18 protein-coding genes and 9 pseudogenes are annotated in these 26643 nt (G+C 65.7%); 11 read left to right on the plus strand and 16 right to left on the minus strand.

Annotated elements, in window-relative coordinates; all coding sequences use genetic code 11:
- Positions 1 to 55: 55 nt before the first annotated feature.
- Positions 56 to 1090: pseudogene (locus LH62_RS26620) on the minus strand (IS5 family transposase); the annotation flags it as partial.
- Here LH62_RS26620 and LH62_RS32815 point away from each other — a divergent pair.
- Both LH62_RS32815 and LH62_RS26625 read left to right on the plus strand, forming a co-directional pair.
- Complete coding sequence (locus LH62_RS32815) at positions 1082 to 1549, plus strand: transposase (RefSeq protein ID WP_082012964.1); 468 nt, start codon at positions 1082 to 1084, stop codon at positions 1547 to 1549. The pseudogene LH62_RS26620 and the gene LH62_RS32815 overlap by 9 nt on opposite strands.
- Positions 1434 to 1841 (plus strand): transposase, encoded by a 408-nt coding sequence (locus tag LH62_RS26625; RefSeq protein ID WP_369796845.1) that lies wholly within the window; start codon positions 1434 to 1436, stop codon positions 1839 to 1841. The genes LH62_RS32815 and LH62_RS26625 overlap by 116 nt, the downstream gene beginning before the upstream one ends.
- 203 nt (positions 1842 to 2044) lie before the next feature.
- Here LH62_RS26625 and LH62_RS26630 read toward each other — a convergent pair whose 3' ends face one another.
- From LH62_RS26630 to LH62_RS28795, 5 genes are all read right to left on the minus strand, one after another.
- A complete protein-coding gene (locus tag LH62_RS26630) occupies positions 2045 to 2677 on the minus strand; it encodes a hypothetical protein (protein ID WP_043367218.1) in 633 nt (210 codons plus the stop codon).
- On the minus strand, positions 2658 to 3062 hold the full coding sequence (locus tag LH62_RS28790) for a hypothetical protein (RefSeq protein WP_052215126.1): 405 nt from the start codon (positions 3060 to 3062) through the stop codon (positions 2658 to 2660). The genes LH62_RS26630 and LH62_RS28790 overlap by 20 nt, the downstream gene beginning before the upstream one ends.
- 106 nt (positions 3063 to 3168) lie before the next feature.
- Positions 3169 to 4455, minus strand: coding sequence for a hypothetical protein (locus tag LH62_RS26640; protein ID WP_043367219.1), 1287 nt, complete (start codon positions 4453 to 4455; stop codon positions 3169 to 3171).
- Positions 4456 to 4488: 33 nt separating this feature from the next.
- The gene (locus LH62_RS26645; RefSeq protein WP_052215127.1) at positions 4489 to 5340 is read right to left on the minus strand and encodes a CsgG/HfaB family protein; all 852 of its coding nucleotides are present in this window, start codon (positions 5338 to 5340) and stop codon (positions 4489 to 4491) included.
- 87 nt (positions 5341 to 5427) lie between these two features.
- Positions 5428 to 5886, minus strand: a complete 459-nt coding sequence (locus tag LH62_RS28795; protein WP_082012967.1) for a curli assembly protein CsgF — start codon at positions 5884 to 5886, stop codon at positions 5428 to 5430.
- 265 nt (positions 5887 to 6151) lie between these two features.
- Between LH62_RS28795 and LH62_RS26655 the strand changes: the two are divergent.
- Positions 6152 to 6559: pseudogene (locus LH62_RS26655) on the plus strand (transposase); the annotation flags it as partial.
- Between the two features lie 255 nt (positions 6560 to 6814).
- Here the strand turns inward: LH62_RS26655 and LH62_RS26660 are convergent.
- Positions 6815 to 7654 (minus strand): annotated as a pseudogene (locus LH62_RS26660) (IS110 family transposase); the annotation flags it as partial.
- A 43-nt stretch (positions 7655 to 7697) separates the two neighbouring features.
- On the opposite strand from LH62_RS26660, the gene LH62_RS26665 reads away from it, so the two are divergent.
- Together LH62_RS26665 and LH62_RS26670 are read left to right on the plus strand one after the other, a co-directional pair.
- Positions 7698 to 9005 carry an IS701 family transposase gene (locus LH62_RS26665; protein WP_043367221.1) on the plus strand — a complete coding sequence of 436 codons (1308 nt, stop codon included), beginning with the start codon at positions 7698 to 7700 and terminating at the stop codon, positions 9003 to 9005.
- A 255-nt stretch (positions 9006 to 9260) separates the two neighbouring features.
- A pseudogene (locus LH62_RS26670) lies at positions 9261 to 10178 on the plus strand (IS630 family transposase); the annotation flags it as partial.
- Between the two features lie 16 nt (positions 10179 to 10194).
- Here LH62_RS26670 and tnpC read toward each other — a convergent pair.
- From tnpC to tnpA, 3 genes are read right to left on the minus strand one after another with little or no spacing between them, the layout of a single operon-like run.
- A complete protein-coding gene (gene tnpC / locus LH62_RS26675; protein WP_043366697.1) occupies positions 10195 to 11811 on the minus strand; it encodes an IS66 family transposase in 1617 nt (538 codons plus the stop codon).
- Between the two features lie 48 nt (positions 11812 to 11859).
- Positions 11860 to 12207 carry an IS66 family insertion sequence element accessory protein TnpB gene (tnpB, locus tag LH62_RS26680; RefSeq protein WP_043366699.1) on the minus strand — a complete coding sequence of 116 codons (348 nt, stop codon included), beginning with the start codon at positions 12205 to 12207 and terminating at the stop codon, positions 11860 to 11862.
- On the minus strand, positions 12207 to 12596 hold the full coding sequence (tnpA, locus tag LH62_RS26685; protein WP_043361366.1) for an IS66-like element accessory protein TnpA: 390 nt from the start codon (positions 12594 to 12596) through the stop codon (positions 12207 to 12209). Before tnpA ends, tnpB begins: the two co-directional genes overlap by 1 nt.
- A gap of 124 nt (positions 12597 to 12720) precedes the next feature.
- On the opposite strand from tnpA, the pseudogene LH62_RS30750 reads away from it, so the two are divergent.
- From LH62_RS30750 to LH62_RS26690, 3 genes and pseudogenes are all read left to right on the plus strand, one after another.
- A pseudogene (locus LH62_RS30750) lies at positions 12721 to 12882 on the plus strand (IS630 family transposase); the annotation flags it as partial.
- A 362-nt stretch (positions 12883 to 13244) separates the two neighbouring features.
- Positions 13245 to 13832 carry a hypothetical protein gene (locus tag LH62_RS30755; protein ID WP_144404733.1) on the plus strand — a complete coding sequence of 196 codons (588 nt, stop codon included), beginning with the start codon at positions 13245 to 13247 and terminating at the stop codon, positions 13830 to 13832.
- Positions 13833 to 14191: 359 nt separating this feature from the next.
- Positions 14192 to 14803 (plus strand): DUF4142 domain-containing protein, encoded by a 612-nt coding sequence (locus tag LH62_RS26690; RefSeq protein ID WP_043367222.1) that lies wholly within the window; start codon positions 14192 to 14194, stop codon positions 14801 to 14803.
- A gap of 370 nt (positions 14804 to 15173) precedes the next feature.
- Here the strand turns inward: LH62_RS26690 and LH62_RS26695 are convergent.
- Both LH62_RS26695 and LH62_RS26700 read right to left on the minus strand, forming a co-directional pair.
- Positions 15174 to 15395, minus strand: a pseudogene (locus LH62_RS26695) (transposase); the annotation flags it as partial.
- Between the two features lie 20 nt (positions 15396 to 15415).
- Positions 15416 to 16643, minus strand: a pseudogene (locus LH62_RS26700) (IS3 family transposase).
- A 59-nt stretch (positions 16644 to 16702) separates the two neighbouring features.
- Here LH62_RS26700 and LH62_RS26710 point away from each other — a divergent pair.
- The 3 genes and pseudogenes from LH62_RS26710 to LH62_RS26720 all read left to right on the plus strand — a co-directional run.
- A pseudogene (locus LH62_RS26710) lies at positions 16703 to 17461 on the plus strand (IS701 family transposase); the annotation flags it as partial.
- An 870-nt stretch (positions 17462 to 18331) separates the two neighbouring features.
- Positions 18332 to 21013: a histidine kinase dimerization/phosphoacceptor domain -containing protein gene (locus LH62_RS26715; RefSeq protein WP_052215130.1), complete on the plus strand. Its 2682-nt coding sequence runs from the start codon at positions 18332 to 18334 to the stop codon at positions 21011 to 21013.
- Positions 21014 to 21290: 277 nt separating this feature from the next.
- Entirely contained in the window at positions 21291 to 22256 is a 966-nt protein-coding gene (locus LH62_RS26720) for an IS5 family transposase (RefSeq protein ID WP_043367225.1), read from the plus strand.
- 612 nt (positions 22257 to 22868) lie between these two features.
- Here the strand turns inward: LH62_RS26720 and LH62_RS28800 are convergent.
- The 4 genes and pseudogenes from LH62_RS28800 to LH62_RS26745 form a co-directional block, all read right to left on the minus strand.
- A pseudogene (locus LH62_RS28800) lies at positions 22869 to 23850 on the minus strand (IS5 family transposase).
- A 319-nt stretch (positions 23851 to 24169) separates the two neighbouring features.
- Complete coding sequence (locus tag LH62_RS29805) at positions 24170 to 25909, minus strand: PAS domain-containing methyl-accepting chemotaxis protein (protein WP_236552705.1); 1740 nt, start codon at positions 25907 to 25909, stop codon at positions 24170 to 24172.
- Positions 25910 to 26128: 219 nt separating this feature from the next.
- Positions 26129 to 26320 (minus strand): hypothetical protein, encoded by a 192-nt coding sequence (locus LH62_RS26740; protein WP_043367229.1) that lies wholly within the window; start codon positions 26318 to 26320, stop codon positions 26129 to 26131.
- 104 nt (positions 26321 to 26424) lie between these two features.
- Positions 26425 to 26616, minus strand: a complete 192-nt coding sequence (locus tag LH62_RS26745) for a hypothetical protein (RefSeq protein ID WP_043367230.1) — start codon at positions 26614 to 26616, stop codon at positions 26425 to 26427.
- Between the last annotated feature and the right edge of the window lie 27 nt (positions 26617 to 26643).

Here is a 26643-nt window from a genome sequence, read left to right on the forward strand (position 1 = left end):
TGACCGGAACCGCCCATCGTCTTGCGTCGTCAGTTTTGGCGCGAGTGCTGACAGAACCGCGGTAGCCACGGTCGACCACGGCGAGGCTTGGGCAGGATCCGGTGAGGGTCTCCACCTGCTGGAGGGCCTCGGGAAGGGTGTGCTCGTCATACGGATTGCCAGGCATGGAGCGCATGCCGACGACAAAGCCGCCGGCGAGTGTGGTGGCGATGCCCACCTTGGTGTCGAACTCGTAGCGCACCCGTGCCTTGCCCTTGGAGATGCAGTCCACCTCCGGCTCATGCAGGGCGTAGATCTTGTCCTTGCTTTTCGGCGTCTGCCGCAGCAGGCGGGTGACGAGCGCGATACGCTGCTCGATCCGTGTCCGCAGCCCCTCTTCGGTGACGGCGCCCAGCTTGCGGCCGATGTCACGCAGGACACGCCCGGTGTAGCCCTTGAGCGTGCGCAGCACCTGGCGCATGCGGCGGAACTGCCGGGCATGGGCGTGCCGCCCGGCCTGCGCCGCCAGGCGCGGAGCCTTGCGGTTGTAGTTCTGCCGCAAGGTGATCCCAGCTTTGCTGGCCAGCGCCACCAGGGAGCGGCGCGCCCTCTCGTAGAGGCGGCTGTCGGTCGGATGCGCGATGGCCTTCTCCATCACCGTGGTGTCCACCGCGATCTCGGCCAGGCTGCGCGGCGTCACGGCACCCGCGGCCCGGCCCGCCTCGATCGTCTTGGTCAGCAGCCACTCCACCCCCTCCTCGCCGATGCGGCCACGCCAGCGGCTGAGCGACGAGGGGTGGATGGGCGAGCGGTGCTGGAAGAAGACCTCGCCGGTGAAATGCTGGAAGTACGGGTTCTCGACCCAGCGGGCGAGCACCGCCTCATCGGACAGGCCATAGGCGTGCTGCAGATAAAGCAGCCCGGCGACCAGGCGCGGATGAGTGGCGGGCCGCCCCTCCCCAGCGGGGAAGAAGCCGGCCCATTCCCGCTCGAACCAGTCCCAGTCGATCAGCGCCGCCAGTCGAACCAGCTCATGCCGCCCATCGATGATCTCGACGAGGCGCGGCCGTAGAAGGTCGGCCTGTTCCGGCGGGCGCGGGCGATGCTTCATGCCCACCAGAATCGCAGGATTAACGCCTCATTCCAATCAAACCTTGCAATTCCACAGCGCCCAAACCGGCGAAGCTCCCAGCCAGATCAGTGGGTTGGGAGTTGTTCAGGGCCGACCACCTACTCCGCGCTGGCGATCGCCACCGCCCTGGCGCTGCGCCAAACCGAAGGCCTGATCGGCTCCATTCTGCAGTTGTTGGGCCTTGACCTCGCCGTGCCGGACCACTCGACCCTGAGCCGCCGGGGCGAGACGCTGGAGGTGGCGCGACCGCGCTGCGGGCGTGAGCCGGTGCACCTGCTGGTGGACAGCACGGGTTTGCAGCTACGCGGCCCCGGTGGTATGGCTGGAGGAGAAGCATGGCAGCAAGCGGCGGCGGGCGTGGCGAATGCTCCACCTCGCCACCGACGCCGACACGGGCCAGATCGTCGCCTCGGTGCTGACCGGCAGGGATGCCGATGATGGCTCGCAGGTCGGCCCCTTGCTTGACCGGGTCGACGGGTCTGTGGCGTCATTGAGCGGCGACGGTGCCTACGATCGGGACGACGTCTATGTCGCAATGGCGGCCCGGCACCCCGGTGCCGCCGTTGTGGTTCCGCCGCGTGCGAATGCGGTGCCGAGCGCCGCGGCCGAGACCGCGCCGACGCAGCGCGACGAGCACTTGCGATGCATTGCCGAGCGCGGCCGCATCGGCTGGCAGCGTGCGTCGGGGTACAACTGGCGCGCCCTGGTGGAGGCCGACATCTCCCGGTGAAAGCGCGTTATCGGCGACAGCTTGCGCTCGCAAACGGCTGGGCGACAGGCGACCGAGGTGACCATCGCTGCCAGGGTGCTGAACCGAATGCTCGAGCTTGGGCGGCCGAAATACGTCCGCACCGCATGATCTCAAACGCGGACAGGGACAAATGCGTCCATGCCGCTGACCGGTGCAACACGATGACCCACATGGCAGGACGACTACTCGTCCGCACAGGTCAGCAAGTCCCTCACCCTCACGACCGTGGGGTCGGCCCGCGCCGCCTGCGATAGCATTGCGCAGCGGGAGTTGCGACGGAACCGGGTCCGCGGGTCGAAGGGGGTGGAGGAGGTCTGCCAGCCGTCGCCAAGCTGTGGCTCAAACAGGTTGGCGGGGTCGAGGCCCATGAACTCGTAGAAGGCGCTGAGCGTCGCGGTGCTGATCCGCATCTCCGTCAGGGTGGGGATCAGCGCGGAAATCATTTGGTAGTCGTGCATCGTCCAGGCGTCGCGGTCCTTCCCAGCGATGCCGGTCAGGAAGGCGCGGCTCACCGGGTCGATCCGGGGATCGTTGAGGAACTGCCGGACGCCCGGCGGGACCAAGCGCTGGGCGCGCACGTCATCCATGTCCGGCCGGGGCAGCGGGGTCGGCGGCGGCCGATCGATCGACCGTTCCACTACTCCCGGGATGGCACCGCCTGGAATGGCCTGACGGATGTCCTGGCAGGCCGGGCTGCTGTTGCTCGGGCCGCAGGATACCGCCGGGACGCCGCGCTGCCCTGGAAGGGCCTGCTGGGCGATTGCTGGGGTGGCCAGGAAGGCTACCAGGGCGAGGCTAGCGGACAGTGACCGCACCGGGGCCGCTCCGCTGGACGATGGTGCCCGCCGCGCTGGGGGCTGTCTGGGTGACGCTGATGCTGCCCGCCGGGCCGCTTTGTGTGATGGTGACGCCGAGGCCGGTACCCGACTGTAGGCTCTCGGCGCCGAGGCTCGACCCACCTTGGCGGATCACCGAGGAGTTGCCGGTGCCGCTCTGGCGGATGATGGCCGAGTTGCCGGTGCCGCTCTGGTAGGTCTCGGCGATGTTGCCCGAGCCGTCCTGGGTGGTGTCTGCCACATTCCCTCCGGTGCGCGCGACGAGGCGCTGTTGGCTGGCTTGATCCGTGTAGGCGGCGCTGTCCTGAGCTGCGGCCGGACCGGCGATGCAGGCCAGGAGTGCGGCAAGGGTTCTACGCATCATCGACCTACCTCTCATGTCGCTATCGGAGAAGCCGTTACGGGTCTAAAGCCTTGATCTAGAAATTGGAAAGGGGGAGGGCAAAGCCCTCCCCTCCCCGTCTCCCAGCTTACTTCACCACCTGAGAGGCGACGTTGCCGAAGCCGCCCTGGGTGATGCGCTGGACATTGTTGTAGCCGCCGCCGAGGCCGCCGTCCGCGCTCTGCGTGGCACGACCGAAGGAGCCGGTCTGCATGATCATCTGCTCGCCGCCGACCTGCCGGATCATGCTGCTCTCGGCATAGTTGCTGCTGCCGCTCTGCGTCTGCATGATCCTGCTGTCGGCGCCGCCATCTTGATAGGCAACCGCCGTGTTGCGGCTGCTGCTCTGGGTCTGCTCGATCACGTTGCGCTGACCATAACCCTGGTGGGCGGTCGCCTCGTTGCGGCTGCCACTCTGGGTCTGGGTGATCTTGCCGTCCTGATTGTTGTCCTGCGTTGCCGTCGCCGTGTTGCGGCTGCCGGTCTGGTTCTGCGTGATGGTGTTACCCGAACCAGCAAGCTGCGTCGCAGTCACCTTGCCATCATCGCCACCCTGCGCCTGGTAGATGCGGTTGCCCGCGCCGCTGGTCTGGGTGCCGACCGCCGAGTTGCGGTTGCCGCTCTGCCGCTGATCGACCAGGTTGACGGTGCCGTCGGTCTGGCTGGCGTCCGCCGAGTTGCGGGACCCGACCTGATCCTGATACACAACGTTCAGCACGCCGCCGGTCTGCGAAGCCGTCGCATAATGGCCGCGCTTGGTCTCGTCGGCGTTGTAGGAACCAGAACCGCTCTGGCGCTGCGTGATCAAGTTGCCCACGCCGTTGCTCTGCACGGCCTGACCGACGTTCCAGCTACCCGCCTGCGTCTGGTCGATGGTGTTGCCGCCGCCGAGCACGCCGTTGGTCTGGGTGGCCCGGGCCACGCTGCTGAGGCCGGTCTGGTCCTGCGTCACGCGGTTGCCGATGCCGCCGGTCTGGTTGGACAGGGCATTGTTGCCGCTGCCGTTCTGGACCTGCGTGGCGCGGGTGCCGACGCCGCGGGTCTGGTTCGCCTCGGCCCGGTTGGAGCCGTCCGGCAGCGTGATGCCGCCGACCTGGGTCTGGGAGATGCGGTTGCCGAAGCCATCGGTCTGCGTGGCGAAGGCGCCGCGGTTGCTGTACTCGACGGTGGTGCCGCCCGATTGCTTCTGGCTGACGCTGTTGAGCGACCCGCGGGTCTGCGTGGACCGGGCGATGAAGTTGTTGCCCGTCTGATCCTGCACGGACGAGTTGCCCGAGCCGCCGACCTGGTCGATGAAGGCCGAGTTGTTGTTCTGCGCCATGGCGCCGAACGACAGCGCCGACAGGGCGGCAGAGGCGAGAAGAAGTTTACGCATGTGTGGTCCCTTCGAAGGATGGTTGGTTGGCACTCAGGTTCCCCCCTGTTCCCTACCAGCCGAGGCCGTTTGCTCGCGCGGGGAACCTTGCGCGGTGGCTTCCGCTGGAATCTCGCCATCACGCGACGCTCGATAGTCGCGGATGAGTTTCTGGCCCTCAGCCTCACTGGCGAAGGCCCAGTAGCCGCGCTCGGCACCGTCGAGGACCATGGCGTGCACGGCTTTCTCGATCGCCTGCCGCACGGCAAGCTGCCGGGGCTCGTTCGTCGTCACACCGCCCTCGATTTGCAGGAGCTTGTTGAAGCCGACATAGCGGTGGAGCGAGCCGTTGACCCCGACGCTGTAGATGGTCTTGTCGGTGGTGACGCTGACGAGGACCTCGCCCGTCGCCACGCTGACGGCGCGGAGGTAGACCGACACGTTGTCGCGTCGGTATTCCGTCGAAGCGCCGATGCCGAGGAAGTTGGCACCCGCGCCGCCCGTGAGAACGTTGCTGTCGTAGCCGATGATCCCTCCGGTGACGAGGATACCGGCGTTGCGCAGCGGAGCGAGCGGCGCCAGGGGGCGGCCATCCGGCCCGGTATGCTCGGCCCGGTTGGCACGGATGATCTGCCGCTCCTGAAAGAGATCGGCGAGACGGTTCCGTTCCAGCACGGAGAACCACTGCGAGCGCCCCGCGTCCTTCAGGGCATTCACGAGGATGGACGCACCACCCTGCGTGACGGCGAAGCTGTACTCGGCGAAGTTGTTGTTGGGGCGGTACTGGCCGGTCTGGTCCTGAAAGGCGAAGACCGCCACATCGAGGCGCCGCTGCGGCGGCGGCAGGGCGCGGAGATCATCCGTCGTCTCGGTGCGAACACCGAGCGTGGGACGTTCGGCCATCATTCGGGCCGGAGCAGTCCCACAAGCGGACAAGCCGAGCAGGCTCGCCGCCAGAAGGGCAGCGCGATAGATCATGCCGATGCCCGCCGGTCAGTATTGCGGGACGGGAATTTGGATGTTGGTCCGCCCCCCCGTCGGCTCGGCGATGTCGATGTTGATCTGGCCGCCGACGCGGTTGAAGTTCACCACGGTGCCGTTGAGATTGAAGGTGCCGCGATCACGGGCATTCTCGCCGATGATCTGCTGACCGATCGTGGTGGCGATCTGCGAGAGGAGGCTGCTGGTGATCTGCCGGGAGAACTGCTGCACCGGGTCGTTGGCACCCGACAAAGCATCCTGGGCGCGGCGCTCGGCACGAGCCCGGGGGTTCTCGGTGTGGTTGAAGTTGTTCGCCCCGGCGAGGCCAAGGATGTAGCTGCCGTTCAGCGGGCTGCCACCGAAGCTCGGGCTGACGGGCTGGTAGACGAGGTCCCTTGAGGACGCCGGGGCAACTGCGAGGAATGACTGCAGCAGCGTGAATCCCAACAGCGCCATCGTGCCTATTTTCATGGATGCTTCCTGCCTCTGAGTGGCGCGTTCATTCCAAGTTAAGGAACGGCAGCAGCCGATGCAGGCGTCAACGTAACGTCTAAAAAAAATAAATCCGCTCACACAGATGAGAATAACGGACCTGTCATGATTGATAGATGGAACCCTTAGGCATTTGTACACGAGCAAAGCATGCGAACTCGCTGCGGATCACGCGGCTTGCGGCATTGGTGCATGGAGCGGGGGCAAGTAGCCCGGCTGCGGCCGCGCCGTTACGTTCTCGGGTATGCCCTTCAAACACAACGCCGACCGCCGCCATCGCATCCCGAAGGTCCGCTACCGGGTCCAGAACTGGCCGGTCTACGAGGCTGGCCTGAAGCGGCGTGGCGACCTGACGCTCTGGCTCGATGAGGATGCATTGAGCGGGTGGCAGGCACCGCGGCGAAGCACACCCGGCGGCCAGGCCTGGTACTCGGATGCGGCGATCGAGTTGGTGCTGATGCTGCGGCTCGTCTTTCACCTCGCCCTGCGCCAGGCGGAGGGTTTCGCCGCGAGTGTGCTGCGGCTGTTCGGGCAGGCGCTGCGCGTTCCGGACCACACCACCTTGAGCCGGCGCAGCCGCAACTTTGCCGGGCGGCAGCCCAGGATGGTGCCGAACGGCGCACTGCACTTGGTGATCGACAGCACCGGCCTTCTGTAATGGGGCTTCGGAGGTCAAGTCCGTCCTTGGTGTCTCGTCACGGAGCTCTGGCTTCTGTCCGTCGTCGGCACGGGGCCGCGCACAAGATGCTGTCGGAAGGAGCGGGCGAGCCAATCTGAAGCACGTGGTTCATGCCGGTAGGCATGGCCGACGCCCGGTGCTGCGGCTTCACCCGATCCCGCGTCCCCGTGACGGGACCTCGAGGACGAACGGCGCTCCTGAGCAGCCGTGCGTCGAGCTTTTCTTCCCTCAGGCGCTTGCAGCAGCCTCGCGGCTCCAGCGGAACTCGGTCCCGTCCACCCAGAGGCGGTGGAGCACGACGGCGAGCTTCCTGGCGAGTGCAACCTTCGCCCGCTTGAGGCCCCGTGCCTTGGCCACCCGGAGCGCCCAGGCCCTCAGAGCGGAGAACCGCTGGACGCGGAGGAGCATGACATGGGCCGCCTCGAACAGCGCCGTCCGGACGTCCCCGTCTCCAGACTTGCTGATGTGGCCGGAGCGGTCGACCTCGCCGGATTGGTAGCGTCTTGGCGTCAGCCCGAAGTGCGCGCCAACATCTCTGGAGTGCTTGAACCGGTTCGGGTCATCGACCGCCGCCTTGAAGGTCATGGCCACGATCGCGCCGACACCGGGGACGGTCATCATGCGCTGGCAATCCGTGTCGGTCCGCACCGTCCGGAGTACCTCCCGGTGCAGGGCCGAGTACTCGGCACGCAAAGCAGTCCGGGCGCGGAGCATGGGCCCGGCCAAGCCCTCCAACGTCCTCTGGCCGGCAACCAGCTCGCGGCCCCGCGCCTCGAAACGCCCCTTGGCTACCTCGCCGAGCTTCAGGCCGAAGCCGCGCAGAATGCCGCGCAGGCAGCGCTCCAGGTCGTTCAGCCGGGCCTGCAGCTGCTTGCGCGCAACCAGCAGGGCGCGGACTTCCTGAGCAGGTATCGTCTTGGCGTGGACGGGACGGAACCAGCCCATGCGGACCATCTGCGCCATGCCGCGGGCGTCATTGCGGTCCGTCTTGACCGCCGCCGACCGGAGCACCGCTCTTACGTGGCGCGTCTCTAGGAGCACTGTGTCATAAAATCTTGCTTGGACGAGGTTGTCTTTGTAGGTGTGGAGCTTTCACGCATGGAGGCGATGCGTGGCTTTCTCATCGTCGACGAGGGACAGCGAATCGCGGTTCTCGGCCTATGTCGAGGCGCTGGGCGCAGCTCTCGGCCATGCCGACCGCGTTGCCCCGGCCCGGCGCTACTGCGCTGGCCTGCTGCTGCCGGGCGAGCGCAAGAGCATCGAGCCGATGGCGGCTCGGGTTGAGCCCGGGCGGGTGCAGGCCACCCACCAGTCCCTGCATCATCTGGTCGCCAAGGCCGACTGGTCCGACGCGGCCGTGCTCGGCGTGGTCCGGTCCAGGGTGCTGCCCCTAATCGAGCAGCATGGTCCCATCCAGGCCTGGATCATCGACGACACTGCTTTCCCCAAGAAGGGCCAGCACTCCGTCGGCGTCGCGCGGCAGTATTGCGGCCAGCTCGACAAGCAGGAGAACTGCCAGGTCGCCGTCAGCCTGTCGGTCGCCAACGACCATGCCAGCCTGCCGGTCGCCTATCGGCTTTACCTGCCGCAGGCCTGGGCCGAGGACGCCGCCCGCCGCGCCCAGGCCGGTGTGCCCGACGACCTGCGCTTTGCCACCAAGCCGCAGATCGCGCTCGAGCAGATCCGCACTGCCCTGGCCGACGGCACCCCGCCCGGCGTGGTGCTGGCCGATGCCGGCTACGGCGTGGATACCGCCTTCCGCGACGGCATCACCGCCCTCGGCTTGGCCTATGTCGTCGGCATCCAGTCCTCCACCAGCCTCTGGCCGCCCGGCCAGGCGCCGCTGCCGGTCAAACCTCGTGGCGGGCGTGGCCGGCCATCGACCCGCGTCCGCCGCACGGCCGAGCACAAGCCCGTCTCGGCCAGCGACCTCGCCGCGGCGCTGCCCCAGAGCGCCTGGCGCCGGGTGACTTGGCGCGAGGGCACGAATGAACCCCTTGCCTCCCGCTTTGCCGCCGTCCGCGTGCGCCCTGCCCATCGTGACTACAAGGCCGCCACGGCACGGCCCGAGGAATGGTGCCTGATCGAATGGCCGCCCGGAGACGCCGAGCCCTGCAAGTTCTGGCTCTCGACGCTGCCCGCCCATATCAGCCGCACCGCGCTGGTCCGCCACGCCATGCAGCGCTGGCGGATCGAGCGGGACTACCAGGAGCTGAAACAGGAAATTGGCCTTGGCCACTATGAGGGCCGCGGCTGGCGCGGCTTCCACCATCATGCCAGCCTCTGCATCGCCGCCTACGGCTTTCTGGTCGCCGAACGGGCGGCATTCCCCCCCTCAGCCGAACCAGGCACCCCACTCATCCAAGCGCCTGCCGTTCCCAAGAGCTACCGACCACGGGGAGCCGCCAATCCGCCCTGAGCGGCATGTCGCCAACTCCATCACCACCATGCGCGCTCGTATCGCGCGCGAACTCGCCCGCACCTTGCCACGATGCCCATGCTGCCAACGCCTCACTCAGCGTCGCACTATATGACACAGTAGTACTAGAGCGCCTTCCAGGCGCGCTGGGTGTCTCCCACCGGTGGCGGCCTAGTGGCCCTCCCTGGGCGCTCTCTAGTGCAGTGACACAGACGGACGATTCACGCGCCTACTGAGGCATGCCAAGCTGGGCAGATGGCCCAGGAAGTATGCGTCATTGTCGACGCTGGTGATCGTGCGCGACTGGCGGCGATCACCTCTGACCGGAACCGCCCGCAGAAGCACGTCCAACGTGCTCGGATCATCCTGCTGTCCGCCGACCGGCTCTCCGTTGCTGAGATTGCCCGTCAGGCTGCGGCAAGCCGACCGGCGGTATGGCGCTGGCAGGCGCGCTACGCGTTGGCCGGTGTGGACGGCCTGCTGCGCGACAAGACCCGCCCACCTGGCAGGGCGCCGGTGCCGACCGCAACCGTGGCGAAGGTGCTGGCGCTCACCTGCTCCGAGCCGCAGGGCCAGGCTACCCACTGGACCGGTCGGGCGATGGCGCAGGCCAGCGGCATCAGCCTGCGCTCAGTGCAGCGCATCTGGGATACCCACCGGCTGCAGCCGCACCGCCTGCGCAGCTTCAAGCGCTCCAACGATCCGGCTTTCGCCGAGAAGGTCGAGGACATCGTCGGCCTCACCATGGATCCGCCGATGCACACCGTGGTGCTGTCCATTGATGAGAAGTCGCAGATCCAGGCGCTTGACCGTACCCAGCCTGGCCTACCCCTCAAGCCCGGCAAATGCGGCACCATGACCCACGACTACAAACGCAACGGCGTCACCACCCTGTTCGCCGCGCTCAATGTCCAGGATGGCACCGTGCTGGGCCGCTGCATGCCGCAGCATCGGCACCAGGAGTTCGTCCGCTTCCTTAACGCCGTGGAGCGCGCCGTGCCCGCGGGCAAGCTGATCCACGCCATCGCCGACAACTACGCCACCCACAAGCATCCCAAGGTGCGCGCCTGGCTGGAGCGGCACCCGCGCTGGGTGTTCCATTTCACGCCAACCTCGGCCTCCTGGATCAATGCCGTCGAGGGCTTCTTCTCAGCGTTGAGCCGAAGGCGCCTGGTAAGCGTCAGCCCATTCAGGCAGGTTGACGCTGCGCCGTGAAGTTCCAGGGCAGGAGTTCGTCAAGACGGCTGATGGGATGACCATGCGCCAGGCGGTCGAGAACGGCGGCGATGTAGGCCTCTGGATCCAGACCGTTCAGCTTTGCGGTTTCGGCGATGGTGTAGATAATCGCGGCGCGTTGCCCACCTGCGTCGCTACCGACGAATAGATAGTTTTTCCGCGTCACGGCAATGCCTCTCAGCTGCCGCTCGGCGAGGTTGTTATCGATCGAGAGCTTGCCATCTTCGACATAGCGCGACAGCGCATCCCAACGGTTCAGCGCATACTGCAGCGCCTTGCCGATCGTTGACTTGCCCGACAGCCGGCGCCGCTGCTCCAGCATCCAGGCATGTAGGGTATCCAGCAGCGGCTTGCATTGTATCTGGCGCGCCGCGCGGCGCTGCTCGGGCGACTGGCCGTTGAGCGCCGCCTCGATGGCGTAGAGCTCGCCGATCCGACGCAAGGCCTCCTCGGCGATCGGTGACCTGGTGCTCTCGTAGACCTTGAACAGCTCGCGCCGCGCATGGGCCATGCAGGCGACATGCGTGATCTGCGGCGGCCTGCCGCCCTTGGCCCCGGTCAGCGCGTCGTAGCCGGCGTACGCATCGGCATGTAGCCAGCCCTGATAGCCGGCCAGGTGTTCGCGGGGCCGCTCGCCCTTGCGGTCCGGCGAGTAGTAGTAGATCGCCGCCGGCGGGCCAGTGCCGCCCCAGGGTCTGGGGTCAAAGGCATAGACCCAAAACCGACCGATGCGGGTTCGGCCGCGCCCCGGGGCGAGGACGCGAATGGTGGTGTCATCGGTCCAGATCACGCCCTGCGCCAGAGCATAGGTGCCGATCGCCTCGGCCAGCGGCCGCAGCCACCAGGCGCCGTGGCCCACCCAGTCGGCCAAGGTTTGGCGCTCGACCTCCACCCCCTCGCGCGCCAGGATGCCTGAGAGACGGTAGAGGGGCAGGCCGTCGAGATACTTCGAGACCAGCACATGGGCCACCAAGCCGGGCCCGGGCCGGCCCCGTTCAATGGGCAGGGCTGGCGCAGGTGCCTGCAGCATGGCCTCGCAGGCCCGGCAGGCATAGCGCGGCCGGATATGCCGGATCACCTTCAGCCTGGCCGGAAGCTTCTCCAGCACCTCCGTGATACTCTCGCCGAGCCGCGTCAGGCGGGCGGGATCGGTGCAGCCGCAGCGGCAGGCCAGGACGGGCTCGTGCACTACTATTTCGCGCGGCAGGTGCTCGGGCAGTGGCCGGCGCGTGGCAGGCTTGCGCTGATTGCCGGACCTGCCTTTGGTTTGGCGCTCCTTCTCCGCCGCAGCCTCGCGCTCAGCCTGGTTCTCCTCGAGGTCGCCGATCAGCATCTCAAGCTGGTCGGCCTCGGCCGCCAGCTTCTCGGAGGACCGGCCATAACGATCGTGCCGCAATGCCGCCAGCTGGACCTTCAGCTTCTCGATCTCAAAGCCTGCATTGCGCAGCTCGGCGTCACGTTCAGCCAGGGCAGCGTCGCGCTCGGCAAGGAGCGTATCGCGCTGCGCCAGCAGGGCGCGCAGCGTCTCCACATCGTCCGGGAATGCCGCGGTGTCGAGGTCGGAGGTCACGCGTACAGCGTCGCTGACCGCAGCGCGTCGCCGCAAATAAGAGGAGCGTTACCCCACAACCTCGGGCCGAGCCGTCCAGGCCGGCATGCGCCAGTCAATCCCCTCCAAAAGCATCGAGAGCATGGCTGGCGTGAGTGAAACAACACCGCTCGTCGCCTGCGGCCACACGAAGCGACCTTTCTCTAACCTCTTGGCCACGAGAACCAGGCCTTGGCCGTCCCAAACCAAAATCTTCAGCAGGTCACCGCGGCGCCCACGAAAGCAAAATACCGCGCCGCTGTACGGATCCTGCGCCAGCACCGTCTGCACCTGGGCTGCCAAACCATCGAAGCCCTTCCGCATATCCGTCGCGCCGCAAGCCAAGTAGACGCGCGTGCCAGGCGGCGGGCCAAACATCACCGGCCACCCAGTTCGGCCAGCACGCCCCGCAGTACCACCATGTCCACCCGGCCGCTGGCACGCACCGTCACACCGGAGGCAAAGCCAATCTCAATCACGCCAGGCGCCTCAACCACACCCTCCCGCGCCGGCCTCGGTCCTTCCACACGCGGCGCCTCCGGCACCACCGCCACCGGCATGAACCCCGACACCGCCGCCGCTAGTATCTCCTTGCGCCAGGTATAGATCTGCCCCGTGCTCACCCCGTTCCGGTCCGCCACCGCCTGCACCACCGCACCCGGCTGCAGGCTCTCGCGCACTACTCGCAGCTTGTCCTCGTCCGGCCACTCTCGCCGCCGCACCGAGTGGACCTCGACCCGAACGCCCCGCTCCGGGCGCGCTCGCATCGTGCCATTCCGACCGTCGTAAGAACCCGCTCCGAGCGGTTCCGCCACTTCAGCTGCGTCCGTCATGCCCACCATCTCGGCAGGCACGCCCCGTCATCTCAAGGCCGCTGACGGCTGACGCTTACGGCGCCTGCGACAAGGCGTATTCCAATCCGTCGCCGATCTCGAGCAGGCCATCGCCCGCTACATCCGCGAGCACAACGCCACGTCGAGCCCATTCGTTTGGACCAAGCCCGCCGGTACCATCCTCGCCAAGCTCGACCGGCTGCCTGCATCATCCGAATGAGTCACTGCACTAGGCACGGTGCGGGGGCGTGAGGCGCTGCCTCCAGCGGCGCTAAGCCGTACTTGATGTCAGGGGCACTTCGATCTGAGGACGCGCTGACATACGGTGAGGGAGAATTATCGCATGTGTGGCTGCACTCTGGGATGACCGTCAAACGTTCAAGATGGGCGCTGAGCGGACTTAGCGTAGGATCCTCGGCGGCCGCTCTGGAGTCCAGCGGTCGATCGGGGTGCGGGTGGAGCTTGGCGCTTCTTGCTAATGTACGACCTCTCCCATCAATGCCGCCGCAAGCTCACTAAAACATCGCAGGACTCGTTGCGGGTTGAGACGGATGGCAAGGTGCTCCTCGGAGGAAGAGCTTTATGGCCACCCGCTTCCGCCCCGTCCTTGCCATCGGCGTCATCGCCCTCTTCGCAGCCGGCTCGAAGCTCATTGATCAGCTGACTACGCCTTGGGCCAACCCCTTCTCCTCGACTGGCACCCTTACCGGTGAGTGGGCCAGCACCGCCTATACCCCGACCGGTCGCCCTCTCCGCCTCTGGCTGCAGATCACCTTGCGCAGTTGCAAACTTCGGACCGGATCCTGCCCTCCCTACGGTGAGGGCCTCGCCGTAACCTGCGATGAGCGTGGCACCTTCCGCAGCTATCGGATGACAGTCTCCGTCCCCAAGGGCGACGAGACCCGCATCCGGGTCGAACTGAGCGGAGCGCCAGAAACAGCGAACGGAGTCCATAATATTAGTAGCCTCACCGGCAGCCGCAGCAGCGACACTCTTCGGCTCGAGGGTCGCCTTCACGCTCCGGGGCCCGTCACAACGCGTCTCTGGACGGACGAGAACGGCGTTAATCGCTCATCCATTCGCGCCGGACATCCCGACGCCGAGGCCAACACCGCCTGGACGCTGTACCGATCGAGCACTCCTTTGCCGGCCACCTGTCCTCGAACCTGAGTCCGAGCAGTTCAGGGTTTCGAGCACCGCGCACACACGACGTGACAAGTGTCCTTGATTGCGAGTCTGGTTTGGGTCGGGGGCGGCGGTGCCGGTTCAGCCATTCATGGCCATTGGCGTGATCCCGTGAGCCATCCGGCCGGCCGGCGATCGCTGCCCCCGGTTCTGATCTTGAATGACCGGGTGTCAACGCGACCGTGCCGGCGACGCAAACTTGGCTGTTGGCCCTGTCGATCGTGAGGCGCGCGGCGTCGGGCACGTCACGGCGGGGCTGGAGGTCTCGGAGCGGTTTGCCTGCCGGGTGCTGGGGCAGCACCGTTCGGTGCGGCGCCTGCCCCGACCGTTCTCCGGCAGGATCCATGCACCGCACCCCGGCGATGCAACGCCATGCGATGGCGCTTGTTGAAAAGCTGTTGCTGATGGAGGTGCCGATCATGCGTTTTCTGACACATGCCGCGATTGTGGTCTCTCTCGCCTGTTCGCCTGCCCTTGCCCAGGCTCAGCAGGCCACGCAAGCCGCTGCGCCGATCGAAGTCGATGGGTTTGCGCGTGCCGCCGCCGAGAACAACCTGAGCCAGGTCCTGCTCTCGTCCATGGCTCTGCAAAGGTCGAACGACAAGCGTGTTCAGGATAGCGCCTGGACGATGCTGGATCATCACTCGCGCGCCATGGGCGAACTGGCCGAGGCGTTGAGCGAAGGCGCGGCCTCGCTGCCGACTGAGCTGAGCAGTGAGCAGAGCACCAGTCTGCAGCGGCTGCGCGAGCTTTCTGGCACGCAGTTCGATCAGGCCTACTTCGCTTACCAGCTCGAAGCCCATCAGCGCGCCATCAACCTCTTTGAGCGTGCTGGGCAGGTGTCCGATCGGAAGGTCGCACAGTACGCCCGTGTGACCTTGCCTGTGCTGCGTGCTCATCGCGAAATCGCACAGTACAGGCAGGGGCAGCCGCCTCAGCCGATGCCCGCGCAGTAGGTTCGTAACGGTCTAGGCCGCGACGTTGCAGTCATACTTGGCGACATGTACGCCGCGGTCAGCTCCCGTCAGGGAAGCTGCGCGACGGCCGTGGCACGTGGCGATGGCGCCGGAGGGCATGGTGCTGGCCGCGATCCCCACCAAGAATACGGAGACGGGCTGCGCAACTACGTCGCGTTGCTGCAAGCGGAGCCCGATGGGCCGAGGTCGCCGGCCTCGTAGGTCCGCTTGAGGTCGCGTCCCGCGGTAGCCTCCCCACCCAGGCCTACCGCTGCTCTGGGTGGAGCCCGTGTGGAAACGAGCATTTCGTCAGTCTGCGTGTGATCGCGCCGGGTTCGCCGAGGGTTAGCCGGGCGTGGTGCCGAGCCTATCAGGCTCGGATGGCCGCCATCAGTGGCCTCACACCCAGGATCGCGATGACCCGCTTCATGTTGTAGGCCAGAACCTGCAGGCTCATCTCCGTGCCGACCCGTTTCAGCGTCCGGGTCAGGAAGTGCGTGGCGCCCATCCAAGCCTTGATGGTCCCGAACGGGTGCTCAACCGTTTGCCGCCGTAGGATCATGGCTTGCGGCACCTGGTCGAGGTGGCCTTGCCCCGCCTTCACGGACAGCGTTACGCGACTGAAGCAGCCGCATGGAACGCCGCGACCTTCTGCTCTGGTGTGAGATAGCCCAGAGCCGAATGCAAGCGGCGTCGGTTGTACCAGCCTTCCAAGAACAGGAACACATCAGCAGTAGCTTCATCGCGCGTCAGGTAGTCGCACTGTTCGACGAGTTCGCCTTTCAGCGTGGCATAGAAGCTCTCCATTGGCGCATTGTCCCAGCAATCTCCCTTGCGGCTCATGGAGCAGAGCATGCCGTGCTGCTGCAATCGCTTGCGGTACTCGTAAGCTGCGAATTGCACCCCACGATCCGAGTGATGGGTCAGGCCGGGTGCAGGGCGCTGACGCGCAATGGCCATGTCGAGCGCGGCGAGCGCGAGCTCGTGGCCGAGATGGTCGGTCATAGCCCAGCCCACGACGCGGCGGGAGAACAGGTCGAGCACCACGGCCAGGTACAACCAGCCTTCAGCAGTCCAGATATACGTCAAATCAGCCAGCCAGACCCGATCCGGCGCGCTGGCAGTGAAATCGCGCCCGAGCAGGTTCGGCGCCACCGGATAGGCATGCGCGCTGTCGGTGGTGCGGCGGAACCGCCGCCGGCGCCTGGCCGACAGGCCCATGCCGCGCATCAGGCGCACCACCCGCTTGCGGCCAACCCGCCGGCCATGGCTGCGCAGGGTGGCATGCACGCGCGGGCTACCGTAGCGACCCCGGCTGGCTCGTGCGCGGTGCGGATCTCGGCCGCCACCGCCCGGTCCTCGGCCGCCCGCGCACTCTCCGGCCGGCTGGCCCAGGCGTAGTAGCCACTCCGGCTCACCCCCAGCACCTCGCACATGATCTGGATGGGGAAGTCGGCGACATGCTCGCGGATGAAGGCATAGCTCATCTCCGGCCCGTCGCCCGGCCGAAGATGAGCGCAGCTTTTCCCAAAATGTCGCGCTCCATCCGGACCCGATCGAGCTCACGTCGCAGCCGCCCGATCTCCGCCGCCTGGTCGGCCGGGCTCGGGCCCACGCGGCGCGCCGGCGCAGCCTGCTCTTTGGGGGGCGTCGGCGCCGGCGCGCCGCTCTCTGTCGCTGTGCGGCCCTCTGCCCAGCGCAGCCAAGTCCGTACCAGCCGGTCCGGCAAGCCAAGCTCGGCCGCCACCGCCGAAACCGAGCGGCCACCACGGATTGCGGCCACCGCTTCGAGCTTGAACGCCTCCGGAAACAACCGACGCTGTTTGTTGCTCTCCGCCATCGACACCTCTCAGGCCCTTCAGCCTATCTGGGGTGTCCGTGAGAGCGGGGCAGGGCCAACTTGTCGCCCGGGTGCGGTTCGGCATGGTGCTGGCGGATGCGGGCTATGGCGCGAGCGCGGCGTTCCGGGCCGGCTTGAGCGAGCGGGGCCTGACCTGGGCGGTGGGCATCCTGCCCAACCAGAAGGTCTACGGTGCCGACGTCCGGCTGGTCCCGCCCGGCGGACGCAAACGGCGCTTGGTGCCGGATCAGGAGCCCCGGGACACGGAGGCGGTGCTGGCTGGGCTGCCCCGGCGCCGGGTGACCTGGCGGCACGGCACCAAGGGCCCACTCGCGGCCCGGTTCGCGGCCACGCGCGTGCGGGTTGGTGACGGCAAGACCTGGGCGAACAACCGGCACCTGCCGGGCGACGAGGTCTGGCTGGTGGGCGAGTGGCGCTCAAGCGGCGAGCGCAAATACTACCTCTCCAACCTGCCGCCCCGGACCTCGCTCCGCGCCCTGGCGGCCGCCATCAAGGCGCGCTGGGTTTGCGAGCAGGCGCACCAGCAGCTGAAGCAAGAGCTGGGCTTGGGCCACTTCGAAGGGCGGTCCTGGACTGGGCTGCACCGACACGCGCTGATGACCTGCATCGCCTTTGCTTGGCTGCAGCACCTCCGCCTCGCCGGGCAGCGCTCGGCGGGGCCGGGGAAAAATGCCAGGTCAGGTTCCGGGACCGCCACCATCGCCGAGCCTGCCAGCAGTGCGTCGCGCCATCATGACGCGGCTGTTCGCCGACCTCGTCACCCCTATCCGATGTCCGCACTGCCGGCGCAAGCTTAGGCCCCCACCTGACTTCAGACTGCCCAGGTAGTGCTAGAAGTGTGGGCGGATATCAGCGGGGTCGCCGCCGCGGCCTGAACTCTGCTGTGCGGCGCCTTCGGCATGCCAGCGCAGCGGCCAAAGGCAGCAAGTTGACTGTGCCTGGGTGGCATCGGCGGCCGTCAGAGCGTCACCGGGGAAGGTAGGCGGGGCCAAGGCTCCTGTAGCCGGGAGGGGCCATGGGATGCGGTCCTCAATAGGCAAGCGAGACAACCGGCCGCGCCTGCCGCAGTTCCTGGCGACGTGCCGCATCCGGTGGGAGACGGGATCGCCGGTCAGCAGCGTCATGGAACTGGGTCCCGAATGGCAAGGAACCGCGTTCTATCGAGGCTGGGCACCAGGCCCGAACCGCATGACGTGCGCTTTCAAAGGGGCAGGCACCACCACCGGAGGTTCGCCATAGGCGCAAAGCGGTAGCAGAAGAGACTGCCCTTTAAGCCCGCTTCCCTCCCATCACGGAAGTTCGGCTGTCATCCCGAAGCGCAGCCTCATCTCTGATGAGACCCGCGTGGGACAGGTTAGCCCCGTCAGCCGCCGTTCGCTTCTACCCAGTTAGCGCTACAGCTGCAGTCGACCCAGTTCAGCCGTAGCTTCGATCGTCATGTACGTTCACGGAGGTGAGCCAGCCCCAAAGGCGGTAAGCCTTTTATAACCGCTTTCCTCCCTATTTGGGAGTTAAAGGCAGCAGCATGATCACACGCTCCATTGAAGAGCCGCAACGATGCGGGACAACCCGGTTGACGGCGGATAGCCGAAAGCACGCATGGCATGGGCCCGGTCCAGCAAACAGAACGGCGACAGAACTCGAAGTGATAGTGGGACGGTGTGTGTATGCCCCTGCAGCAGGACGGAATTGATGCCAAACCCGACCACGAGGACGTCGTCGCGCGGCTCGATGACCTAAGCCATGACGAGCTCGACGCGCTCTCTTTCGGCGTGGTTCAGGTGGACGGGACGGGGCGGGTGGTCTTCTACAGCGCCGCCGAGAGCCGCATCTCGGGCCGATCCGCCGAGGCGGTTGTCGGGCGCGACTTCTTCCGGGACGTCGCGCCCTGCACCAACCTACCCGCCTTCCGCGGCCGCTTTCTCGAGGGCGTGCGGCGCGGAGCGCTCGATGGGTGCCTCCACTTTACCTTCGGCTTCGAGCCGCGCCCCATCCAAGTCGAAGTGCGGCTGCTCCAGGCGCGCAAGCCAGACCGTTATTGGATCGTGATCCGCCCAGTTGGCACTGTGCCACCAAGCCGGCACCGCTTGGCTGCCGAGGCGGCTTTCGAGGCCGTCGCCCGACGTGCCCGGGCTGAGCCCGTTGACTCGAGCCTTTGCGAGCGGGAGCCGATCCACCTTGCCGGCGCGGTGCAGCCGCATGCCGTCATGCTGGCCTGCGATCCAGGGCAGCCGGACCTTCCCGTCAGGGCCTGCAGCGACAACGCCGCCGATGCCCTCGGCGGTGCTGGGCCGGGTTCGATTGTCGGGCGTCCGCTCGCCGGGGTACTGCCAGAGGGCTTGGCGGCCGCAATCCGGGAGGCGCTCGCCGCTGACGCTCTTGCGGACCCCGCCCGTCCGCTGCGGCGCTCGGTGAGGCTTGGCCCGTGGGAGGCGCCGTTCCTGGTGGCGGTGCACTTGTACGACGGCCGGCTCGTCGTCGAGCTGGAGCGTGTGCCCGAGCGCCCTGAGGATTTCGGCGCCGTCACCCCGCTCCAAGCGCAGGACGCCGTCTCTCGCCTGCGCGCGGCGGGCTCCCTGGCCCAGGCGGCGGCAGTGGTTGCGCGCGAGGTCCGCGCGATGACCGGCTTTGAGCGGGTGCTGGTCTATCGCTTTGACCCGGAGTGGAACGGCGAGGCGATCGCGGAGGACAAGGTGGCCGACTGGGAGCAGTCGCTGCTCGGGCTGCGGTTCCCTGCTTCCGACATCCCGGCGCAGGCGCGAGCGCTTTACACCAAGAGCCCGGCCCGCTTCGTGGTCGACCGAGACGCCGTTCCCGCGGCCGTGCGAGGGCAGCCGACCATGGCCAATGAGTCGGTCGACCTCAGCTTCGCCCAGTCACGTGCCCTCTCGCCCGTCCACCTCGAGTACCAGCGGAACCTTGGCGTGAACGGCTCAATGTCGCTTTCCATCCTGGTGGAGGGCGCACTTTGGGGGCTCGTCATCGGGCACCACCGCAGACCGCACTATGTCACACCCGAGACCCGAGCACTCGCCGGCTTGGTCACGGACGGCTTCGCACTGCGGATCCACGAACTCGAGAGCCAACGGCTGTGGGCGGAGCAGCAGCACTCCCTCAGCGCGCGGAACGCGCTGCTGGCCAGGGTGGCGGCCTCGGAGGACCTGGTTGTGGCGCTCACCTCCGGCGACGGTCGGGGTGGTGGGGTAACGCTTGCGGACCTCTTCGGCGCTGGCGGGGCAGCGATAGTAGCCGGTGGACGGGTTGCCTCCGTAGGCGCCACGCCGCCGCCAGACGCCATCCTTGGCCTAGTGGACTGGCTACGCCAGTCCCTACCCGCCGGGGAGCGGGTGTTCGCCACGGGTCAGCTGTCGGAACATTACGCCTCAGCCGCCGCTTGGCGTGCGAAGGCCAGCGGGTTGCTCGCAGTTCTGGTCGACGGGGAGGCGGAGGAGCCCGACCACGCCCTGCTGTGGTTCCGTCCGGAGGTGGCCTCGACCGTGGTGTGGGGCGGCGATCCTCGCAAGCCGGTACTGGCCGATGCCGCGACCGGCACCGTGTTGCCGCGGCGCTCCTTCGAGCGCTGGATCGAGGAACGCCGCGGCCGGGCCGAGCCATGGGCGCCATGGCAGGTCGGCACGGCCAGGGTGTTCGCCGCAACGATGGAAGGCGTCGTGCTGCGCCAGGTCCGGCGCATCGCCGAGCTCGGCGCGGAGCGTGAAGCGCTGACGCGGGCGCTGGAGCAGCAGAAGGTGCTGGCCCGCGAGATCGACCACCGGGTTAAGAACTCGCTGCAGATCGTCGCGGGGGTGATGCGGCTACAGGGGCGCACCGTCACTGATCCGGCGGCTCGAACCGCTTTCGAGGACACCTACGCGCGGGTGATGAGCGTAGCGCGCGTGCACGACAGCCTGCAGCAATCGGCGGACATCGAGAGCGTCGACCTTGGCGAGACGCTGCGCCGGCTCTGCGGCGACCTTGAAGCCGGCGTGGCCGGCGCGGCGCAGCGATTGGAGGTCGAGGCTGAACCCGGGCTGACTGTCCCGAGCCAGACGGCGGTGGCGCTGTCGCTGGTGGCGACCGAGCTCGTCACGAACGCACTCAAGTACGCCTACGGGCCTGGCGAGCCGGGCCGGGTTGAGGTAAGCGCGAGGTCGCGCCCGAACGGGGGGGTGGCGGTACGAGTGTGCGACTTCGGGCGCGGGCTGCCATCGGATTGGGCCACTCGGCCGCGGAGCGGCGATGGCGGGCTCGGGATGCGAGTGATCCGGGCCATGCTCGAGCGGATCGGGGCCGAGCTGGAGGTGGGCTCCGCCAAGGGACCCGGAACGTGCTTCACCGTGCTCGTCTAGGTAGTTTTGCTTGTCCAGCAGCGTCACTCAGGCACGACGTTTCGCACCTTCCTATCTGCCTGCCTCGCTTCCAGCAGCACTGCCACCCGATCAGACAGCGCTCTCGCGTCGATCGGCTTGCGTAAAAGCGAGAAGGTGCCGCTGAGCGCACCGCCCATCGCGAGCTCCGCCGCATCCGTCGCGTAGCCGGTCCATCTTGTTGCATGTGTCGTCGGGTCGGGTGCCTTGGAGTAGGCTGACGTAGAGGCGAGCCCTCGAGCCGTGAGGGACGCCTGCCATGCCGTTCAAGGCCAATGCCGATCGCCGGCACCACATCCCCAAACAGCGCCAAAAGGTCATCAACTGGGCTGAGTACGACGCCGGCCTGCGCGCCCGCGGCAGTCTCACGGTGTGGTTCACGGCCGAGGCGATCGACGGGTGGCGCGCCGAAGCACGCATTGGCCGGGGTGGCCAAGCGAAGTATTCGGACCTTGCGATTGCAACTGCGCTGACGCTGCGTGTCGTATTCCGCCTGGCGCTGCGCCAGACCGAAGGGTTGATCGGCTCCATTCTGCAGCTGCTGGGCCTCGACCTCGCGGTGCCGGACCACTCCGCCCTCAGCCGTCGAGCCGAGACGCTGGAGGTGGCGCGGCCGCGCTGCTGGCGCGAGCCTATGCACCTGCTGGTGGACAGCACCGGGCTGCGGCTGTGCGGTCCCGGCGGATGGCTGGAGGAGAAGCACGGCAGCAAGCGGCGCCGAGCCTGGAAGATGCTGCACCTCGCCACGGACGCTGACACAGGCCAAGTTGTCGCCTCGGTGTTGACCAGCAGGGATGCCGATGACGGCTCGCAGGTCGGCCCCTTGCTTGAGCGGGTTGACGGTCCCGTTGCATCCCTCATCGGCGATGGTGCCTTTGACCGGGACGACGTCTACGCCGAGGTCGCGGCGCGACATCCCGATGCCGCTGTTATCGTCCCGCCGCGCGCGAATGCGGTGCCGAGCGGCACCGTCGAAACCGCGCCAACGCAAAGGGATGCACATCTACGATGTATTGCGGCGGGCGGGCGCATAGGCTGGCAGCGTGCGTCGGGATACAACTGGCGCGCTCTGGTGGAGGCAGACATCTCGAGATGGAAGCGGGTCATCGGTGACGGGCTGCGCTCTCAGACGGATGGGCGGCAAGCGACCGAGGTGGCCATCGCTGCCAAGGTGCTGAACCACATGCTCGAGCTCGGGCGGCCGGAGTACATCCGGATCGCATGATCGCAAGTGCAAGCAGGGCTCAGTGTGTTCAGGCCGCTGACCCATGCAACAAGATGGTGCAGGTGCGGCATTGGCAGAGGATCAGTACTGCGGGCTGGAAGCCGCAGCCCTGATCCTCCGCCAGCTTGGCGCCCTGTTAGGCTACCGGTGCCCACCCCGACCTATCCGGACTGACCAGCTCCCGCACCTTGCACAACAAGGAGGAGGCTACTGACGCAGCTCGGTGACGATGCCGCTGGCTCACCCGCGACAAGCAAGACATTGCATTTTCTTGCAACTTAAACGGGTACATGAAACGCAATGGATTATTTTGAGTTGTATGATTGTGAGGTCTAGGCAGCGACCTCACGCCCTTGGATCCACAATGCCTTGTGCCCGTCCCCTGCCATCAGGGGGCGGGCATCTTCTTGTTCGGCAAAATCAACCAGCAGAGCCATGCAACCGCGCGCCCTATTTTAGGTTGAATAACGTGGGGGAAGTAGAACACTCTTGCCGGTATGGTCTCGTTCAAGCCCGCCTTCGCCTTTGGGGAAGGCGGGCTTTTTCGTACCTGCGGTAGCGTTTTGCATGGGTCAGGGGCCTGGACGCATTCGTCCCTGCCCGCGCTTGCGATCAAGCGACGCGGACGTATTCCCGCTGCCCAAGCTCGAGCATTCGGTTCAGCACGTTGTTGGCGATGGCCACCTCGGTTGCCTGTCGCCCATCCGTTCGCAAGCGAAGCCCGTCGCCGATGACGCGTTTCCACCGGGAGATGTCGGCCTCTACCAGGGCACGCCAGTTATAGCCCGATGCGCGCTGCCAACCCATACGGCCGCGCTCGGCAATACATTGCAGGTGCGCATCCCTCTGCGTCGGCGCGGTTTCGGCCGCAACGCTCGGCACCGCGCTCGAGCGTGGCGGGACCACCACGGCCGCGTCGGGATGGTGCGCCGCGACTTCGGCATAGACATCGTCCCGGTCGTAGGCACCATCGCCGATGAAGGCCGCCACCGAACCATCGACCTAGTCGAGCAAGGGACCGACTTGCGAGCCGTCGTCAGCATCCTTGTCGGTCAGCACCGAGGCGACGATCTGGCCCGTGTCGGCATCGGTGGCGAGGTGCAGCATCTTCCAGGCTCGGCGCCGCTTGCTGCCATGCTTCTTCTCCAGCCAGCTGCCGGGACCGCACAGCCGTAGTCCGGTGCTGTCGACCAACAGGCCCACCGGCTTACGCCCGCAGCGCGGCCGCATTACCTCGAGCGTCTCAGCCCGACGGCTCAGGGTCGAGTGGTCCGGCACGGTAAGGTCGAGGCCAAGCAACTGCAGAGTTCGGGGCACTGCCCCGGACGCCGATCAGGCCTTCGGTTTGGCGCAGCGCCAGGCGGAACACAGCCCGCAGCGTCAGGGCGGTTGCGATCGCCAGCGCGGAGTAGGTGGGCTGCCTGCCCCGGCCGGTGCGTGGCTCGGCCTTCCAGGCCTCGATCGCCTCCGGCGTGAACCAGACGGTGAGACTGCCGCGGGCGCGCAGGCCGGCATCGTACTCGGCCCAGCTGGTGACCCGGTGCTTCTGCTTGGGAGTATGGTGGCGCCGAGCGGCGTTCGTTTTGAAAGGCAAGAGGCCGGCCCCCGGAGGGTAAAGGGGACGCGCCCCGGCCTTATCCTACCCGAAGAGGCCCAAGCCGCCGACCCCGCAACAAAAATGCCAAGGCATTCCAGCCGTCACCACGGCTGGGGCGGGGAGCACGGCAAGCCGAAGGCAGAGGCAGGTCGACACTGCCACGTAGGCCGGTGCGAAACATCGGCCCAACATGGTGAGGCTCAGCCGACGCACTGCCTTACGTACCGAAGCCGACCCGAAGAGGCCGGCTTATCCGCATTCAGACTTTTAGGGCGAAGCTGCCTAAATGGGTTCTTTGAAGGTAAAGTCAGGAGGCTTATCGCGCAAGTACCACTGCTGCATCCTTTGTTTTTGCAACCGCCCCAGCGGCTTGAGAAACAGCCGAGACAATTCCCGTCATGTTCATGGTGACGGTCCGAACGGCATTTGAGGCACTTTGCATGTTTGTCGACATGCTTAAAGTGACGGCGCTCTGCTCCTCAACTGCAGAGGCAGTAACATTGACATGTTCGCACACACCGTCGATCGCAGATCGAATTGCAGTCAGTGCCTCGGCCACAGCCGTCGAGGTGGCTTGTATGTCCTCAATTTCTTTGGAAATTTGATCTGTCGCTTTCGCTGCTTGATTAGCAAGATTTTTCACTTCGGAGGCTACCACAGCGAACCCTCTCCCCGCATCGCCTGCCCGCGCTGCTTCAATGGTTGCATTCAAAGCGAGAAGATTGATTTGGCCAGCGATGTTTTGAATGATGCCTACGATGCCGGTCATAGCATGGGCTGCAGCAGTTAAGCGTTGCGTGCTTTCGCTGCTCTCCGCTGCTTGAGTAGACGCAGCCACTGTCGCTGTACGAGATTTAGCCATATTTTGGGATATTTCTGCTATCGATGCAGCAAGCTGTTCCGCGCTTGCGGCAACCATTTGAAGATTGCCGGAGGTCTCTTCAGCAGCTCGTGCAGCTGATGATGCTTCACTAGTTGACGATTCGATAGCGCCATCAATCTCTCCAAAGTTAATGTCGATCAGAGATTTGAGGTCAGCCAGCAAAGAAATTTGATCTGTTACATCGGTCGCAAATTTTATCACTTTCATAACCCGGCCCCGCTCATCGAAGATGGGATTATAGGAGCCTTCAATCCATACTGATTTGCCACTTTTGGCTACTCGCCTGAATTGTGCCGCCTGATATTCACCTTTCCTCAGTTTGTCCCAGAATGCACGATACTCACCACTGTTACGGTGTTCAGCCGTAACAAATACGCTGTGGTTTTGCCCAACGACTTCGTCGAGTGAGTACCCCATTGTCTGAAGAAAGTTTTCATTGGCATCCAAGATGGTGCCGTCGGGCTTAAACGAAATCACGGCCTGGGAGCGAGCGATTGCTTTCAACTGAGCCGCATAGTCGAAATTAAGCAAACGCTCTTTTGCATCTGCCCATTCTACAACATAGCCGAGGCGTGTGTTTCCATCACGAAGAGGGCTGACAAGTAGGTCAAACATGTGAGTGCCCACACTAATGGTGGCACTATGCTGCTTCTCTAAACCCGCCAGCATGCGACGCTGATGTGTGGGATCTTTGTGAAAGATGTCGATATTGCTGCCGATAAGAGTGTCGACGTTGAAGCGCGGCAGTTCTTTTTTAAGGTCGGCTTCAGCTTCACGCATGAGCGCGAAGACGGAGGAATTCATATAAATGATGTTCAGATCATCATCTGCTATCATGATTTTTGCGCGCACCATGTCCAATGCCATGAGCTTGCTTTCTAAGCTACCGCGCTTATTTTTAACTCCAAACATACTAACCAAATCCTCGATTTTCAGAAAATGCTGGGGTGTACAGTGTGGCGCAATTTCGTTTACGTATTGTTGACAACCAAATAGTTTTTCGTTAAGTAACAAAAATAAATACACACTTCTGCTCAGAAGTGAGTTGGTTGATTCGATCCTGGCATGCTTAGGGCTATTGTTGCGCTTGGCGGGTTCTATCGAAAAAGTTGATTGAGGCGGGACGGCGGCGCTGATCCAGTCCTCTTGGTGATGGAATTTCTCGACCGACACGCCTGATCCCGTTTACCGCAAGGGAGCTGGCGCTGCCGCAATTGGGCTGCGGGCAAGGAAAAGGCCGGCTGCCCTGGGGGAACAACCGGCCTGAGTTTCTGAAACTCAATTCGAGTGCATGGCCAATGCCCGTCCCGGCCCATGGGTGTGCGCCCATTCCTTGTGAGGATTGTTCGGCCACCTACTACAAGAAACCTGTCGCTGCCGGGGGTTATCGGCTCAATCCTTCGCCAGGAACACCCGACTGACGATCTCATAGTCCTCAGGAGCTAAAAGCCCCGTTTCGGCTGCGCGCATCGCCATCATCCCAACCTCGATGCCCTCCTTCTTCGCAGCGACTACGATGCGGATGCAGATGCTTGTGAGCCGGTTTAGTTCGGCGTCAAAAGCGGCTTCGTCGGGGTAGTCCATGCCTTTATCCATCCAAGTCCCCCTCCGCCCGAACAAACGTCTGCCCCTTGATAGCAAGGACGGGCGCGGCACGGGCGTTATCGCAATCGGGCAGCAGGCAAGAGTTAGCTGACCACGACACCCATCGTCTGCGGCAACCGGCCCTCGCGCTGGATCCACTCCGGCATCCGGTTACCCACTGCAATGCGCAGTGTAGTGCGGCCGCCGCACCGGCATTTCAGCCGCCGCTCCAGCTCGCCGACGGTCGCTGCGCCCGAGCCTGCCATCCTGATCGCCGCCTCGATCCCGATCAGCACCGAGCGAGGGCAGCGTCGGTAAGCTCT

This window comes from Belnapia sp. F-4-1 (assembly GCF_000802185.1).
GTDB lineage: Bacteria > Pseudomonadota > Alphaproteobacteria > Acetobacterales > Acetobacteraceae > Belnapia.